This window comes from Flavobacterium ammoniigenes, assembly GCF_020886055.1.
GTDB classification, from domain to species: Bacteria; Bacteroidota; Bacteroidia; order Flavobacteriales; family Flavobacteriaceae; genus Flavobacterium; species Flavobacterium ammoniigenes.
On record NZ_AP025184.1, the window covers coordinates 290,139 to 307,582 of the forward strand.

Consider the following 17,444-nt stretch of genomic DNA (forward strand, 5'->3'; position numbering starts at 1 on the left):
AATTATTTAATTTTTATTCATAGGAAATTCGTACACTTCCGCTTTTTTATTATTGATTGTTACCAACAGGTATTTTTTTCCGTTCAACAGAATAATATCTAAATGGCGAACCGCTTTTTGAGATAAATCTATTCCCATTTGGTTACCCAAATAGATCGTTTTATCATTTTTGATTAATGCTCCTGAAAATCCATCAAAACGACTGTGATATGGGGTCACTCCAAAATAGTTTCCTGCAGCAAAAACTTCCGTTTTCCCATCGCCGTCAAAATCCGATTGCACAAAACTAGTGATTGGACTTACTTGCATTTTATTAGAAAATGGGACAAAAGTAAATTTCCCTTTATCATTTCTTAAATAACCCGATTTTAAATTATGCACTTCAAATAAAGCTGCTTTTTCTAATAATGCCGGATCAAAAATTTCATCCACTTTTTTTCCTGCAAAGGATTTATAGTTATTGAATTTTTTCTTCAACATGCCGCTAAATTCCTCCACTAATTCGTCCAGTCCCAATGTTGGATAATAGTTGCCATTTTTTTCAATCGCAACAATAGTTTCAAAAGTTCCATTAGTATCAAAATCATCATAATACATCTTCATTGGAAACTCTTTGGAAGATTTGAATTTTGAATTCATTCCCCAATTCCCAACTACATAATCTTGATCTCCATCTTGATCAATATCAAACGCAGCAATAGATTGCCATAATCCGTTATTATTTCCAGGCGATAAGCTCTCGGTAACGTTTTTAAACCTACCCTTATTATTAGCAAAAAAAGTAGGTTTCATCCATTCGCCTACGACAATTAAGTCTAGAGTTCCGTCTTTATTAAAATCAGTAACAACTGCATCGGTAACCATTCCAATACTTGAAAAAGTAGCGGCTTGTACTATTGTAAATACGCCTTTATTGTTGTTCATCAAATAACAATCCGGCATTCTACCAAAACTATTTGATTTGGAATTGTTACCAATAAAAACATCCAAATCACCATCTTTATCATAATCAATAGTTTTGATAACCGAAGCATTCATCCCCTTTGTTTCAGGTAAATTAGATTTAGTTAATGCCATACCTTGGTATAATCTAGGAATCAAATTGGCTGCATATTGTCCGCTTCCAGAAACAACAAACAAATCGTTTTGTCGATCGCTATTGAAATCAGCAATTACTGCCGAAGCATCCTCATAAATCGAATCGGAAATAATAGAAGCAAAACTTTTCTTCGTAAATCCATTTCCGTTTTGAAGATAAATTGCCGCTTGTTTTCCTTGTGCTCTACCAAAGAAAATATCACTTTTACTATCATTGTTTAGGTCTCCAATAACTGTGGCAGGACCTCGATCAGAACGTTGATAAGGAATTAATTTTTGTGCTGTAAAATCAACAAAATCATTTTCTTGATGTATAAAATCAATCCCAAGATTAGTAGCTGACTTTTTAAATATCGGCAATACTGAAGGATGTAAATTGGCGTAATTAAATATTTTTCTATTGTTATTTGGGCGAACCGTAAGCGTTTGATTGGTTTTCACTTTTTTAAGCGTCTGGTAGGTTTTATCTGGCCAAATAATTTGAACCGAATCTACCTGTGCAATTTTCCCATAACCAAAATGCGCTATTGGTTCTGAACTGGATTGAAAACCACGGGTCGTTTGAATATCTTTAAATTGTTTCTGACCTTTAACATACGAAATAACCTTGGCACCAATTCCAAAAGTATTTTTTGCACCAAAACGCAATTTTACTTTTAAATAATTGGCTTTAGCATTGGTTTTATTAATATAAATTGAAGCAACACTATTTAAATTATTCGTTACAATATCTAAATCACCGTCATTATCCAAGTCGGCATAGGCACCTCCATTAGAAATAATAGAATCGTTTTCAATCCAATCTTTAGATCGGTTTTTAAATTGTAAATCTTTGGAACCTTGAAAAACATAATTGGAAACATTCGCTGAAGGCATCTTTTTCAACGCTTGTTTATCCAACAATTTAGTGGAATTTAATTTGGTTTTAATGCTTGAATTGGAATAGTATTTTATGTAATCCAAATCGTTTGGTCGTTTCGGAATTCCATTACACACAAAAATATCTTGTTCCCCATCTTGATCATAATCTGCAAATAAAGCACTCCAACTCCAGTCGGTTGCAGCCACACCACTTAGTAGCGCCATTTCGGTAAAATGCTTTCCGCCCTGATTGATTTGCAACATATTTCGAGTATACTGATAGTGATAGCCTAACTTTTCTGTACGGTATTTCAACATTTGTGGATTATCATCACCGGCAGAAGATTTCAACGTTTTTTCATCTTCAGGAAGCATGTCTAAAGTCATCAAATCGGGAAATCCGTCGTGATTAATATCGGCGGCGTCGACACCCATTGAGAAACGGCTGGTATGACCAAAATAATTTCTCATACTTTCGGTGAAAGTACCATCTCCGTTATTCAAATAATAATAATCATCTTCATGAAAATCATTACAAATGTAAATATCTGGATGGCCATCTAGATTAAAATCGGATACCGCAATTCCTAAACCATACCCATTGGCACCTCCAAAAATTCCGGCTTTTTCACTCACATCTACAAAATGACCATTGTCATTTCGAAATAGTTTATCACCTGTTTCGTAGCTTCTTTTATTTCGAATATCGGCTTTACCGTATGACGCTTCTGAGTGAACTGCATGATTCAACAAATACATGTCTAAATCGCCATCATTATCGTAATCCAAAAAGGCTGCCGAAGTACTATAATTATCCAAGTCCAAACCATATTCGGCAGCACTTTCAGTAAACGTATTGTCTTTGTTGTTAATATACAACTCGTTGTGACCTTCAAATCCATGAATCCCCACAACAGAACACACATAAATATCCAAATAGCCATCACCATTAACGTCTGCCATGATGGAACCTGTATTCCAATCACTTTCCCCTTCAACAGCTGCTTTTTTCGAAATATCTTCAAATTGATTTGCCCCTTTATTCAGGTACAATTTGTTTTTTCCTTGATTAGAAGTAAAATAAATATCTACTAAACCATCATTGTTGATATCACCCAATGCCACACCGCCTCCATTGTAATAATAGAGATAATCTAGAATAGAAATATTTTTAGATTCGTCCAATTGATTCTCAAAAGTGACCTTACTTTCATCTGGAGAAAGTTTATCAAACAACTGATTTTCTGGATTGGAACAGCCCGCAATAAATAAGGATGCCAGCGCTATTTTAATGAAATTATTCATTGATAGAAAATAATTTAGGTGACGCATTATTCAATACCGCAACAAATGAAGCTGGTTTATTTTTTGTCTTGATTGCCCTCATTTTTTGCACTTCTCCAGTGAGGAATAGTCCTGATTTTTGATACGGTAACAAGCTAAATTTTCCTTTTTTATTTCCTAACAAAACATTGCCGTGACTCGCATCCAAACGCCCAAATTGAGGTTTGAATTCGTATTGATTTCCACCAAGGATAATGTCTAAATTTCCATCTTTATTGATATCCAAAACACAAGAGGTATTTACAGTTGACAATTGAACTTCCTGAGGCAATATTTGGATTTCAAATTGACCCTTCCCTTTGTTGATAGCTATAATACTCTCTTGTAAAACTGCCGTTTTTTGCAACGAATTACTTATCACCTCTGGGGCAAAAATTTCTTGAATAGTTTTTTTTGCGTAATCACTATAACTTAAATTTTTCTTTTTAATAGAAGGAATTTGTTTGGCCAATTCTTGTTTTAAATTAATTGGCATGTCTTTTTCGTCAATCGTGCGTGTTGTAATTTGTTCGATTGTTCCGTTACTATCAAAGTCGTTCACAAACAAACGCATCGGATTTTTAGCTGTGGCTTTATAGGAAGTATTTGTTCCTTTGTTACCTAAAATTAAATCTTTTTTACCATCATTATTCAAATCAACACATTGCACCGAATTCCAAAAACCACTATACCCAGACAAATTCGATTTAAATACAGCCAAGCGTTTTCCTGTATTTTTAAATACCTGAGGAGCCATCCAATCACCAACTACAATTAAATCTTTCTTTCCATCGTTATCAATATCTTCCCAAACAGCATCCGTAATCATTCCTGTTGCATTTAGTTTGAAAGCCTTTTTGTCAATAACGTTGGTAAAATTACCTTTACCATCATTTTCCAATAATAAATGCTTAGGGTCAATTCCATAAACACCAGGAACGCTTCTACTTCCAACAAAAATATCTACATCACCATCCTGATCAAAATCGCAAGGAGCCATAACAGCTACATTGGTACTTGCAAAAGGAATAACAGAACTAGATTTTGTAAAAATTCCTTTTCCATTATTTAGATACAAACGATTTTTGAAATTTTCGGGACTGGTTCTTTCGTTACCACCAGAACCTACTACTAAATCCAGATCACCATCGCCATCAACGTCTAGAAAACTTGAAGCGGTGTCTTCAAAATTAGCATCTGCTTCCAAAGCAGTTTGTTTAGTTACACTAAACACATTTCCATTATTGCTATATATTTTTCCTGATTGCCCTTTAGCACCCCCAACAAAAACATCCTCATTCCCATCGCCATTGATATCGCCAACTGCTAATGAAGGGCCTTCTTGTGAAAGCATTTTAGAGATCAATCCTTCGTAATCAAAATCAATAAAATCATTTTCTTTGTGTGCTGCCCAATTCGATTTAACTTCTTTTAATAGAGGTTTTGTAATTGTTGTTTTAAATACATAATCGGAGGTAGCATTTGCAATAGACAAATTGATAGTTGTGTTTGAAGCTACTTTCTTAATAGTTTGTGTTTTGCCATTAGGCCAAATCACTTGTAAGGAATCAATTTTTTTGGTTCCAATACCAAAAGTCATTACATAATCAATTGACGATTGAAATCCTCTTGACGGAATTAACTCTTGACGAATAATTTGTTTCCCTGAGTACAATTCAACCACACTTCCAACAGCAAACTTATTTTTAAGATCACCTTTCAACTTCACTTTTACATAATGATTGTCTTTATTTTTCTCTGAATTATTGCGGAAAACAAACGACTCCATATTCACATTATTGACAACTAAATCCAAATCACCATCGTTGTCTAAATCACCATAAGCCGCTCCATTAGAAAAACTTGGCATATCCAATCCCCATGTTGAAGCATTATTAGTAAATGTCAAATTACTATTGTTTTTAAAAGCATAATTAGGTATTGGAGTACTTGGCATTTTGGCTATAATAGTTTCAATATCCTCTTTTTGTCCAGTAACCACCATTTTTTGCATCAATTCATTAGCAAAAAAGTCCATAAAATCTTGATTCGTCAAATCGTGATAAATCCCATTACAAACATAAATATCTTTGTAACCATCGTTATCCATATCGAAAATTAGTGCTCCCCAACTCCAATCGGTTTTTGAAACACCAGCAAAATTGGCGATTTCTGTAAAATGAGTTCCGTCATTGATATGCAATGCATTAGACATGTATTGATTGAAGAAATCCATATTCAACTTACGAGTCAACAAATCGTAGTTTTCAAAACTTGTGGTTGTTTTTAAACGTTCGTCGCCTTCAGGCAACATATCGGTAGTAAAAATATCTGCTTTTCCATCATTATTGATATCGGCAAGATCGGCGCCCATTGAGGCTTGACTAATATGCGTTGCCCATGATTGAATTTGCTCAGAAAAAGTTCCGTTTTTATTATTGATATACAAATAGTCTCTTTCATAAAAATCATTAGACACATAAATGTCTGGGTACAAATCGCCATTCACATCCCCTACGGTTACTCCAAGTCCAAAACCAATTAAACTACCATAAATTCCAGAAGCTTCGCTAACATCAACAAATTTCCCATTATCATTGCGTAACAACTTATCACCACCTCCCTTTAAGATATCGGCCACTTTCCAATCTTTGTCACGTAGTTCTCTTTTATTCGAATAGTTCAAAGAACTCACCGGAATAAAACTATTATTTAATATATAGCAATCTAAATCACCGTCTTTATCATAATCGAAAAAAGCAGCATGTGTTGTAATTCCTGTATCTGCCAAATTATATTCTGCCGCTTTATCTGTAAAAGTGCTATTCCCGTTGTTAATATATAGTTGACTTTTTCTAATAGCGTCAATATTATTTCCAGCATCCAAAACATAAATGTCTAAAAATCCGTCTCCGTTAACATCTACCATAACTACACCTGTAGACCAAGCCTTTTTTCCTTGAACACCAGATTTTAATGAGATATCCTCAAATTTAAAATCGCCTTTATTTAGATACAATTTGTTCGCACCTTGATTAGAAATTAAAAAAACATCAGCCAAACCATCGTTATTGATGTCACCAATTGCTGCACCTCCGCCATTATAAAAATTGCGGTATTTAAATATGTTCATGTTCTCCCCATTTTTGACTTCATTTTTAAAATCAATTCCCGTTTGAGAAGGTTCCAAAAGCGTAAAAAGAGTGTCTGAATTTCCTTTAGAACAACTCGTTAAAAAAGATAAAAGGATTAAAAAAAGTAGGCGATACAACATAATAAATTGCAGGTTAATTGTAAAAGAATATAAGGCAGCAATTTATGGAAAAAGTAGAATATAAAAAAATTAAAAACAGCTTAATATTATTGTGTTTACAGGAGATTATAAACAAAAAAAAGAGCCTTTAAAGGCTCTTAAAAAAATAAGGAGGACAACGTCCTCCTTATCTATTATGATCTAAAATCAAGAATAATTAGTATCCAGGATTTTGAGATAAATTAGAGTTAAATAATGCATCCGCAGGAATTGGATACAATAAATATTTAGCATCTGAAGTGTATGGTTTTAAAGCTCTTGCTCCAAGGAATTTTCCAAAACGAATTTGATCGTTTCTTCTCCATCCTTCCCACCATAATTCTCTACCTCTTTCAGCATAGATTCCATCTAAAGTAGCAGCAGCAGCAGTAACACCAGCTCTTGCAGCTAAGTTAGATAAAATTGTAGCAGATCCAGAACCTGAACCACCTCTAGCGATAGCTTCTGCTTTCATTAATAAAGCATCAGACAAACGCATTAAGATCAAGTCATTATCAGGACTACCTAAGTTAGCAGCATCTGGTACATATTTAATACCACGTACACCAGCAGTCTCAAGTGTAGCACCTGAAGTGATCAATGTTACATTTCTAGTGAAGTTCAATGGATTGTTGTTTCTGTCTTTTAATGCATTTGCAGAACTTACAACACCATTTTTATACACTTGCCCTTCTAAATAACCTGCACCATTACCATTAGCATCTACTGTATAAGTATATCCAGGAACAGCATAGTGAGCACGTTTATCAGACGCAGTAAAAGTACTGTAATAATCAGCTACAGTAGCAAATCCATTCCATCCGTCTGGAGTTTGGTTGTAGTGGTTACACATTCTCCATTTAGACTGCATACCTCCACCTGCTCCACCTTGAATATTCTTAGAAGAGAAGATGATTTCGTTAGATGTATTGTTGTTTGGTTGGAAGTTGCTCCAGTATCCAGATCCAACAGTTGTATCTAAAGTATTAGTTAAAGCATCTACATATTGTACTACTTTAGTCATATCTGCAGCATCAAATGTATAAGGTCCAGCAGGATTTGTAGCTTTAAACACACCTTTATTTAAGTATGTTTTTGCTAACAAGAAACGAGCTGCATCTTTATTTGCAATACTTGCATCATTAGCTGTTCTGTTTGGTAAAGCGTTTAAAACAGCTTCCAATTCAGCAATGATGAAATCTGTAGCTTCAGCACGAGACCAAACTTTAGGATCGTCTGTCAAAGCTGAACCTGCTGGTCTGTATGGCGCTTGACCAAACAAATCCACTACATTATAGTAGTACCAAGCACGTAAAAAACGAGCCTCAGCTACCTGAGAAGCAGTACCACCATTTTCAATTACCAAGTTACATTTGTAAGCATTTGATAATAATGAATTCCATGCATTTCTTACCTCACCGTGATCAGGAGCCCAAGTTTGTGTATGGATTTGTCTCCAAACTCCATTATCATCCCAGTCACCTCCACGAGTAGGTCCTACCATAGCGTCAGTAGACATTTCGTTCAAAGCGTAAACACCACCTTGACCATTAAAATCTCTTAACCCTTCATAAGCTGAAACTAATGTTGCAGCAGTATTAATAGCACTACCACCAGAAGTTTCATTGGAAACACCATCTAAGATTTTTTCATCTAAGTTAGTACATCCGATGCTAAAAGAAACTACACCTAAGTATAATAATCCTTTAATTATATTATTTCTTTTCATTGATATTAGTATTAAAAAGTTACATTAAGACCTAAAGCAAATGCTTTTGAACGTGGGTATGATAAATAATCGATACCAGCAGATGGCACACCGTTAAGTGATTTATCTGTGTTCACCTCAGGATCAAAACCAGAATAGTTAGTAAATAACAATAAGTTTTGTCCATTTACAAAGAAACGTGCTGATTTAATTTTCAATTTCTCTAATGAAGCTCCTGTGAAAGTATAACCTAATGTTAAGTTACCCATTCTTAAGAAATCTCCTTTTTCTAAGAATTTAGTAGAAGGTGAGTTTGGATCTCCTTGAGATTGTGTAGATGTAGCAACACTTGCTGGAACGTTTCTTCCTCCAAGGTAAGCACCTTTAAAGAAATACGCATTAGCAGTATTGTTATACAAATAGTGACCAAATGCTCCGTAGAAAGATACAGCAGCATCAAAGTTTTTGTAAGTTACATTAGTAGAGAAACCTAAGTTCATTTTTGGTAAACCAGTTTTTCCAACTAATTTTTTAGCAGCTAAACCTAAAGTAGCATCTGCTCCTGCAGCATCTGCATAGATAGATGATCCTGTAGAATCATAACCTCTCCACTCATACATATAGTAGCTGTAGATTGGTTCGTTGTTAGTAACCACTTGAGCATAAGCTCCAGATAAACCTTGTCCGTGTAAAGCTCCAGCTTGGATAAATCCAGCAAAGTTTTCCATTTTGTTAGACAAGAATGAAGCATTAGCAGCGATATCCCAAGTCAATTTTTCAGAATCAATGATTTTGTAATTAGCACTTACCTCAAAACCTTTGTTAATTAAGTTTCCTGGTAAATTCACAAAACGTGGAGATGGTGGTCCTGGTTGAGTAGCAGCAGAAGGTACTGGGAAAATTAAATTTTCAGTATCTCTTTGGAAGTAATCAACTGTACCTGTTAATCTGTTGTTGAATAATGCGAAATCAACACCTGCTCCTGATGAAGTAGTAGTTTCCCATTTCAAATCAGCGTTAGCATTTGTATCTACGTTTAATGAACCGTTGTTTCCATAAGAAGCACGAGCAACAGCTGAATTTACAGCAAACTCTTGGTTACCAGTAATACCGTAGTTAGCTCTTACTTTTAAGCTATTCACTAAACCAGCTTTGTCTTCAAAAACTTTGTATCCTAAACCTACAGAAGGGAAAGAACCGTTTTTGTTATTAGCTCCTAATTTAGTAGAACCGTCCACACGAAGTGTAGCAGTAACTAATAATTTTTTGTATAAAGTAGCATTTACTCTACCAAAATAAGATTGTAACTCCACTTGATTTTTGAAAGATGAAGAACGGAATTCGTTTTGTAAACCACCTTCAATATTATCAATTAAGTTCTTTTGTTTTGGATCAAAACCTTTTGCAGAAGCATCGCTACCACTAGCATTGTATTGGTAGTAAGAGTAACCAGCTAAAGCATCAAAGATAAAGTTCTCATTGAACGTTTTGTTGTAGTTCAAAGTGTGTTCAAATGTTTTGTTGAATTTTTCAATTCCAGAGATACCAGCTTGTCCGAATTTTGGAGTAGATGATCCTGGAGGAGTAGCTTGAGCTACGTTTTGAATATCAATTGTTGGATCCAATTGGTACTTTCTAGTAGAAGTAGAAGTTTCAACACCAAACAACATTTGGTAATTTAAATTCTCATTGATTTTCAATGTAGATTTAATACTAGCTAATAATTTGTTAGTGTTAGCATAGTCAGTGTAAGCATTTGCTAATTGAACTGGGTTAATGTAAGTATTACTAACTACATTATAAGTACCATTAGCATTGTACAATTTATTAGTTGGGTTCCAGTATAAAGCTGTTCCAATTAAGTTACCAATGTAACCAGCACTATTTGAAATCAATGCAGATTGATCTCTCAAACTTGAGTAGTTTACTTTAGTATCAACTTTCAAAGCACCACCGAAGAAATCGTTAGAGTTGTTGAAAGCAAAAGTATACTTGTCTAAACCTGTGTTTTTAACAACACCTTCAGTGTTAGATGCACCAATAGACAAACGAGTTGAAGAGTTGTCAGTTGATTTTGTAAAAGCAACATCATGGTTTGTAGAGAATGCATCTCTTAAGATAGCATCTTCCCAGTTGTAACCAGTACCACCGTTGTTAGCACCACCATTAGCAACAAATTGTGCTGAATTCATTAATTTCAAGTTACTAGCTAAAGTACTGAAAGTAAATGAGTTTGAATACGTTAATTGTGCTTCTTTTGATTTTGATTTTTTAGTAGTAATAACTACAACACCATTTGCTCCACGAGAACCATAAATAGCAGTAGATGACGCATCTTTCAAGATAGTCATACTTTCGATATCATTTTGGTTGATAAAGTTTAATGGGTTTCTTGCAGAAGAACCTCCTAAACCAATATCACTACCACCCGCAGACACATCTCCACCATCCAAAGGCACACCATCAACTACGATAAGCGGTCCGTTTCCTGAACGAATAGATGAATTACCACGAATTCTAATACTTGCTCCAGCTCCTGGCTCACCACTTTGAGAAGTTACTTGAACTCCTGAAACTTTACCTCTCAACAAATCTGCTGGAGATGGTGCACCTACGTTGTCAAAGCTTTTAGAGCTTAATTGATCAACTGCTCCGGTAGCATCTTTTTTCTTCACAGAACCGTAACCGATAACGACTACTTCTTTTAATTCTGCTGAATCTTCTTTTAAAGTAACATTTACATTACTTCTTCCTGCTACATTTACTTCTTGTGATTTAAGACCAATGTAACTAAAAACTAAAACTGCATTTGAGCCAGCATTCTTGATAGTAAATTTACCATCAAAATCTGTTTGTGCTCCTTTTGTCGTTCCTTTAACTAATACAGAAGCCCCTGGAAGAGGTCCGCTAGCATCGGATACGGTACCTGACACATCTTGCGAGTATGTCAAACTTGTACATAGCATGGTTAGAAAAACCATCAAGCCTTTAAGTAGACTATTTTTCATACGTAATAAATAAGTTGGTTAATAAATGGTTTGTTTTAAATATTGAGCCAAACATAATACTAATTTTATGAAAAAATTAAGAAAAAGTGAACTATATCGTTTTCGGGGCATCGAAAACGTTTTCGATTTGAAAATTAATACCGCAAAAAAACAGATGAAAAAATAGCTATTCTATAAAAAAAAAGAACTAAAAAAACACATTTGCTATATTTAAATCTGATTCGTTGAAAAAACAGTGAATTATTCCCAATAAATTAACTGAAAAATAAATTTTATTGCGAATTCCATAAAATCAAAAAAAATAGGATCAAAATGGATGATTCCAAATACAATAGAATCCAATACCTATAACGGCAACGTTTTCGGAAAAATTTATACCTTAATATAACTACTACAGCAATCTATTCATAAAAAGAATACTATTTTTATCCATTCAAATAAACAAGATGAAAAATCAGTGGAAAAAAATAATAGCCGCTAGCGCATTGCTTAGCAGTTTATGTCAAGCTCAAGAAAAGAATCATTTTTCAATTTCGTCAAAAGAAATAATTACTGTTGATTCCAATCAATACTACAAAGAACCTTTTCGACCACAATTTCATTTTTCGCCTGAAAAAAAATGGATGAACGATCCTAATGGAATGTTATTCTATAAAGGAACATATCATTTGTTCTACCAATATTACCCTGAAGACATTGTTTGGGGACCTATGCATTGGGGACACGCCACTAGTACCGATTTGATTCATTGGCAACATAAAAAAATCGCTTTATTCCCAGATCAGTTAGGATTAATTTTTTCTGGAAGTGCCGTTATGGACACCTACAACACATCAGGACTTGGTACAAAAGAAAACCCTCCCATGATTGCCGTTTTTACGTATCACAACATGGAATTCGAAAAGGCAGGAAAAATTAATACACAAACCCAAGGATTAGCCTACAGTTTAGACGAGGGTGAAACTTGGACAAAATACCAAGCCAATCCAATAATCAATAATACTACTTTACGTGATTTTAGAGACCCTAAAGTTTTTTGGAATAATGACACTAAATTATGGAATCTTGTTTTGGTAGCAGGTGATCGTGCTCAATTTTATACCTCAAAAAACTTAATCAATTGGAATCTAGAAAGTGAATTTGGACAAAATAAAGGGGCCCATGGAGGGGTTTGGGAATGTCCCGATCTATTTAAACTAAAAATAAACGGTACCCAAGAAGAAAAATGGGTGCTTTTGGTGAGTATCAACCCAGGGGCACCAAATGGTGGTTCAGCTACTCAATATTTTGTAGGTGATTTTGATGGAAAAACATTCACTACTTCACAAAAAGAAATTAAATGGGTAGATTATGGAACGGATAACTATGCGGGTGTCACCTATAATAATGCTCCGAATGGGGAACGCATTTTCTTAGGTTGGATGAGTAATTGGAATTATGCCCGAGATACGCCAACAACCAATTGGCGGAGTGCAATGACGTTGCCAAGAACACTTTCGCTTTCTACAATTAAAGGGGATTATGTATTACAAAGTCAGCCTGTTGCACAATTAGATAAACAATTATCAACAGACTTTTCTATTGAAAAAATTAAATTAAATAAAGGTACAAATAAAACATTTACTTACTCCAATTTAAATCAATCGAAAATCCAATTTAAAGCGGAAAACAAAAATCTTAAACTAGTATTTTCGAATGATGCAAATGATTTGTTAGTACTTCATTACGATGCACAAAAACAAACTTTTGCTATTGACAGACGACTTTCAGGAAAAGTGAATTTCGAGAAAAGTTTTGGCGAAAAAATTCACAGTACTCCAACTCCAAATTTAATTACAAAAAACATCGATTTTCTAATTATTATGGACTGGTCTTCAATTGAAATTTTCTTAAACGGAGGAGTGTATTCGTTTACAGAACAAATTTTTCCCAACCAACCTTACACTAAACTAACTATTCAGTCGGTTGAAAGTCAAGAAATAAAAAACACCACCATCCAATCTGTGAAAAGAATTTGGTAAATATACATTTGCAACTAAAATTAACTAAACCATAAAACCAAAAAAATGAAAAACAAAAAAATACTTTACTGGTCGATTGTAGTGGCCTTGGCAGGATTCTTATTCGGATTTGATACCGTAGTGATTTCAGGAGCCGACAAACAATTGCAACAATTATGGGGATCATCTGATTTGTACCATGGATTAGTCGTAATGTCATCTGCTTTATGGGGAACCGTTATTGGAGCTATATTTGGTTCATACCCAACCAATATTCTAGGAAGAAAAAAGACCTTAATCATTATTGGATTATTGTTTTTTATCTCGGCAATTGGAACTGCTTTTGCCACTGATTCTATCATCTTTTCTATCTTTAGATTCTTAGGCGGAATTGGAATTGGAGCCTCAACTATTGCAGCCCCAACCTATGTTTCTGAGATTGCGCCTGCAAAGGATCGAGGAAAATTAGTAGCCTTGTACCAATTTAATATTGTTTTTGGAATTCTAATCGCCTTCACTTCTAATTTTTATTTACAAGATATTGGCGAAAATTCTTGGCGTTGGATGCTTGGAATTCAAGCTATTCCAGCTTTTGTATATACCCTATTGGTTTTTGGAATTCCTGAAAGTCCACGTTGGATTTTTGAATACAAAAAAGACAGAGCTCAAGCTATATCCATACTAAAACAAATCAATTCTGACGCACAAGCAGAAGAAGAAATCGCAGCTATGGAAATGGAAACTGCTCAAGAAGTGAAAAATGAATCTATTTTCATGAAAAAATATAGAAAGCCATTGCTCCTTGCCTTTTTCATTGCATTTTTCAATCAGCTTTCTGGAATTAATGCCTTTTTGTATTATGCGCCCCGTATTTTTGAATTGGCCGGTTTAGAAAAATCAGCTTCTTTCTTGAGTAGTATTGGAATTGGAATAATCAATTTGTTGTTTACCATGGTGGGTATTTCATTAATTGACAAATACGGCCGTAAAACCTTGATGTATTTAGGTTCTTTTGGTTATATAATTTCGTTAGGACTAGTAACGACTGCCTTTTATTTTGAATGGAAAGGAATGGCTGTACCGCTATTTTTCTTCTTGTTCATTGCCTCTCATGCGATAGGGCAAGGAGCGGTAATTTGGGTATTTATATCCGAGTTATTCCCTAACAAATTAAGAGCAGCTGGAACTTCATTTGGCACCTCAGTGCACTGGGTTTTAGCAGCATTGATTCCGTCATTCATTCCATTTTTATTCAAAGAAATTGGAACCACCACTGTTTTTGCCATTTTCTGTATCATGATGGTATTCCAACTACTTTGGGTATTCTTCAAAATGCCAGAAACCAAAGGAAGAACATTAGAAGAATTGTCTGAAAGTTTATCCAATAACAACTAATTATGGCAACAAAAATTGCTTGTTTTGGCGAAGTCTTATTTGACGTTTTTCCAACCCATAGAAAAATTGGCGGAGCCCCTTTAAATGTTGGACTCCGAATGGCTTCACTTGGAATCGATACACAGATCATTAGTCGCATTGGACAAGATGAAATTGGGAATGAGTTACTTGATTTTGTTTCCCAAAATGGAGTAAGTACCGATTCTATTCAAATAGACCCCAATTTTGCTACTGGTGAAGTACTAGTTCAATTAGACGCAAAAGGATCTGCGTCTTACACCATCAATTATCCCGTAGCTTGGGACAAAATTGAAGCTACTCCAGAAGCGCAAAGTGTGGTTGCCAATTCCGATGCCTTTGTTTTTGGAAGTTTGGTTTGCCGTGACATTACCTCATACCAAAGCCTATTGACATTATTAAATTCAGCAAAGTATAAAATATTTGATGTGAATTTAAGAGCGCCTTTTTATACTAAAGAATTACTTTCTGAATTAATGAACAAAGCCGATTTTATCAAATTTAATGATGATGAGTTGTATGAAATTAGCGCGTTTTTAGGATCTCCTTTTCATTCTTTGGAACAAAACATGCAGTTTATTGCGGAGCAAACCAACACCCAACATATTTGTGTTACTAAAGGAAGTCATGGAGCTGTTTTAATGTATAACGATCAAATGTTTTACAATAGTGGCTATAAAATTACGGTTGCTGACACTGTTGGCGCTGGAGATTCATTTTTGGCAGGATTATTAACTCAATTGTTGACTGGAATTGACCCTCAAAAAGCCATTAACTTTGCTTGTGCTTTGGGTGCACTTGTAGCACAAGAAGAAGGCGCCAATCCAAAAATTTCTACAGAAGCTATTGCTAATTTTATGCAAGATAAATAAACCTTCATCTTGGATATGGCGAAAGTCATTAAATCTGTCAAAACAAAAATTAAAATTGATTACAAACAACTACATATTTCACTAAATTTTACCCGCATGAAAAAGAATCAAATGCTGTTGATTGCCTTACTCTTTACTTCTTTTATGAGTATAACAGCACAAGAAAACAAAACAACAATAGTCAAAATTAGCGACGCTAAATGGTGGAAAGAAGCTGTCATTTACCAAATTTATCCCCGCAGTTTTAAAGACAGTGACGGAGATGGAATTGGAGATATCAAAGGGATAATCTCCAAATTAGACTACCTAAAAAGTTTGGGAATCGATGCGGTTTGGTTAAGTCCGATTTACGATTCTCCAAATGATGATAATGGCTATGATATTAGCAATTATAAAGAAATCTTAAAGGATTTTGGAACCATGGCTGATTTTGATCTTTTGTTGAAAGAAATGCACAAAAGAAACATCAAATTAATAATGGATATGGTGGTAAATCACAGTAGTGACGAGCACGAATGGTTCAAACAATCCAAAAGTTCAAGAGACAATAAATACCGTGATTATTATTATTGGTGGCCAGCTGAAAAAGGCACTCCGCCTTACCGTTGGAGTTTTTTTGATGTCAATAGTAATGCTTGGAAATACGACGCTACAACAAATGCCTATTACTTGCATTATTTCTCTCAAAAACAACCCGATTTAAACTGGAATAATCCTTCCCTTCGTAAAGAAATATACGACACTATGACCTTTTGGTTAAACAAAGGAATTGATGGATTTAGAATGGATGCATTCCAATTTATTTCAAAGGACGATTCGTTCCCAGAATTACCAAAAGAAATTGTAAACAATACGTTTGAAATTATTAAGTTTTATGGTAACGGACCTAAACTACACGAGCATATTCAAGAAATGAATCGTGAAGTTTTGAGTAAATTTCCAAATGCCATGTCAGTTTCTGAAGGTGCTGGAGATTCGCCAGAAGCAGCTATGAAATTTGTTGATCCAGATCGAAAAGAACTAAATCTTGCATATCACTTCGAAAGTGTTGACATTGGCAATCACATCAGCGAATTTGGATTGATAAAATACAAAGACATTTTCTCAAGATATGACGAAGTTTTTAAAGAAAAAGGCTGGTTGTCAATTTTTGTTTCCAATCATGATCAACCAAGAATGGTGAGTAAATTTGGTAACGACACTCCTCAATTTAGAGCAATTTCGTCAAAAATGCTTTCTACTTTCGTCATGACAATGAGAGGTACGCCATATAACTTTAATGGGGATGAAATTGGAATGGTAAACATTCGATTTGACAACATTGAGGATTATAACGATGTTGATACCCGAAATAAATACGAACAACTTAAAAATGGCGGAGGCGATTTGAAAGCTTTCTTGGAAAACAAAAAACAAACTTCAAGAGAAAATGGAAGAACTCCTTTTCAATGGGATGCTACTGCTAATGGGGGATTTACTTCGGGTAAACCTTGGTTAAAAGTAAATCCAAACTATGCTGAAATTAATGCGGCAGCACAAGAAAAAGATCCAAATTCAGTTTTAAATTATTACAGAAAGTTGGTTAAAACTCGTAAGGCAAGTCCGATTCTTAAATATGGAAAATTCACTCTTTTAGATCATGATAATCCAAATGTATTTGCATATATTAGAGAACTTGAGGGTAAAAAAGTATTAATTTTATTAAACTTTACTGGGAAAGAAGCTTCATTTGATTTGGGGTTTTCAACAAAACATACAACACTGATTTTGGGCAATTACCCCAATAAAAGTTTATTAACCTCAAACACTTTACGACCATACGAGTCTTTAATTTTAGAGTTAAAATAAACTTATTTATTTGTATTTAAT

Annotated in this window: 8 protein-coding genes; 4 read left to right on the forward strand and 4 right to left on the reverse strand. The window is 34.5% G+C overall.

Annotated elements, in window-relative coordinates; translation table 11 throughout:
• Positions 1-6: 6 nt before the first annotated feature.
• From LPC21_RS01280 to LPC21_RS01295, 4 genes are all read right to left on the reverse strand, one after another.
• Positions 7-3,264 (reverse strand): VCBS repeat-containing protein, encoded by a 3,258-nt coding sequence (locus LPC21_RS01280; protein ID WP_229317631.1) that lies wholly within the window; start codon positions 3,262-3,264, stop codon positions 7-9.
• The gene (locus LPC21_RS01285; RefSeq protein WP_229317632.1) at positions 3,257-6,556 is read right to left on the reverse strand and encodes a CRTAC1 family protein; all 3,300 of its coding nucleotides are present in this window, start codon (positions 6,554-6,556) and stop codon (positions 3,257-3,259) included. The genes LPC21_RS01280 and LPC21_RS01285 overlap by 8 nt, the downstream gene beginning before the upstream one ends.
• A 196-nt stretch (positions 6,557-6,752) precedes the next feature.
• Positions 6,753-8,303: a RagB/SusD family nutrient uptake outer membrane protein gene (locus LPC21_RS01290; protein WP_229317633.1), complete on the reverse strand. Its 1,551-nt coding sequence runs from the start codon at positions 8,301-8,303 to the stop codon at positions 6,753-6,755.
• Positions 8,304-8,314: 11 nt separating this feature from the next.
• Positions 8,315-11,290: a SusC/RagA family TonB-linked outer membrane protein gene (locus tag LPC21_RS01295; RefSeq protein WP_229317635.1), complete on the reverse strand. Its 2,976-nt coding sequence runs from the start codon at positions 11,288-11,290 to the stop codon at positions 8,315-8,317.
• Between the two features lie 446 nt (positions 11,291-11,736).
• Between LPC21_RS01295 and LPC21_RS01300 the strand changes: the two genes are divergently transcribed.
• From LPC21_RS01300 to LPC21_RS01315, 4 genes are all read left to right on the forward strand, one after another.
• Positions 11,737-13,311: a glycoside hydrolase family 32 protein gene (locus LPC21_RS01300; protein ID WP_229317637.1), complete on the forward strand. Its 1,575-nt coding sequence runs from the start codon at positions 11,737-11,739 to the stop codon at positions 13,309-13,311.
• Positions 13,312-13,356: 45 nt separating this feature from the next.
• Complete coding sequence (locus LPC21_RS01305; protein ID WP_229317639.1) at positions 13,357-14,685, forward strand: sugar porter family MFS transporter; 1,329 nt, start codon at positions 13,357-13,359, stop codon at positions 14,683-14,685.
• Positions 14,686-14,687: 2 nt separating this feature from the next.
• A complete protein-coding gene (locus LPC21_RS01310) occupies positions 14,688-15,575 on the forward strand; it encodes a carbohydrate kinase family protein (RefSeq protein ID WP_229317641.1) in 888 nt (295 codons plus the stop codon).
• A 96-nt stretch (positions 15,576-15,671) separates the two neighbouring features.
• Entirely contained in the window at positions 15,672-17,423 is a 1,752-nt protein-coding gene (locus LPC21_RS01315) for a glycoside hydrolase family 13 protein (RefSeq protein WP_229317643.1), read from the forward strand.
• The last annotated feature ends 21 nt before the right edge of the window (positions 17,424-17,444 follow it).

What these genes read in the sequence shown, in the direction of transcription:
- LPC21_RS01290 (WP_229317633.1), bottom strand. Translation starts at nt 8,303, where the DNA reads ATGAAAAGAAATAATATAATTAAAGGATTATTATACTTAGGTGTAGTT.
- LPC21_RS01300 (WP_229317637.1), top strand. Translation starts at nt 11,737, where the DNA reads ATGAAAAATCAGTGGAAAAAAATAATAGCCGCTAGCGCATTGCTTAGC.
- LPC21_RS01310 (WP_229317641.1), top strand. Translation starts at nt 14,688, where the DNA reads ATGGCAACAAAAATTGCTTGTTTTGGCGAAGTCTTATTTGACGTTTTT.
- LPC21_RS01285 (WP_229317632.1), bottom strand. Translation starts at nt 6,556, where the DNA reads ATGTTGTATCGCCTACTTTTTTTAATCCTTTTATCTTTTTTAACGAGT.
- LPC21_RS01305 (WP_229317639.1), top strand. Translation starts at nt 13,357, where the DNA reads ATGAAAAACAAAAAAATACTTTACTGGTCGATTGTAGTGGCCTTGGCA.
- LPC21_RS01295 (WP_229317635.1), bottom strand. Translation starts at nt 11,290, where the DNA reads ATGAAAAATAGTCTACTTAAAGGCTTGATGGTTTTTCTAACCATGCTA.
- LPC21_RS01280 (WP_229317631.1), bottom strand. Translation starts at nt 3,264, where the DNA reads ATGAATAATTTCATTAAAATAGCGCTGGCATCCTTATTTATTGCGGGC.
- LPC21_RS01315 (WP_229317643.1), top strand. Translation starts at nt 15,672, where the DNA reads ATGAAAAAGAATCAAATGCTGTTGATTGCCTTACTCTTTACTTCTTTT.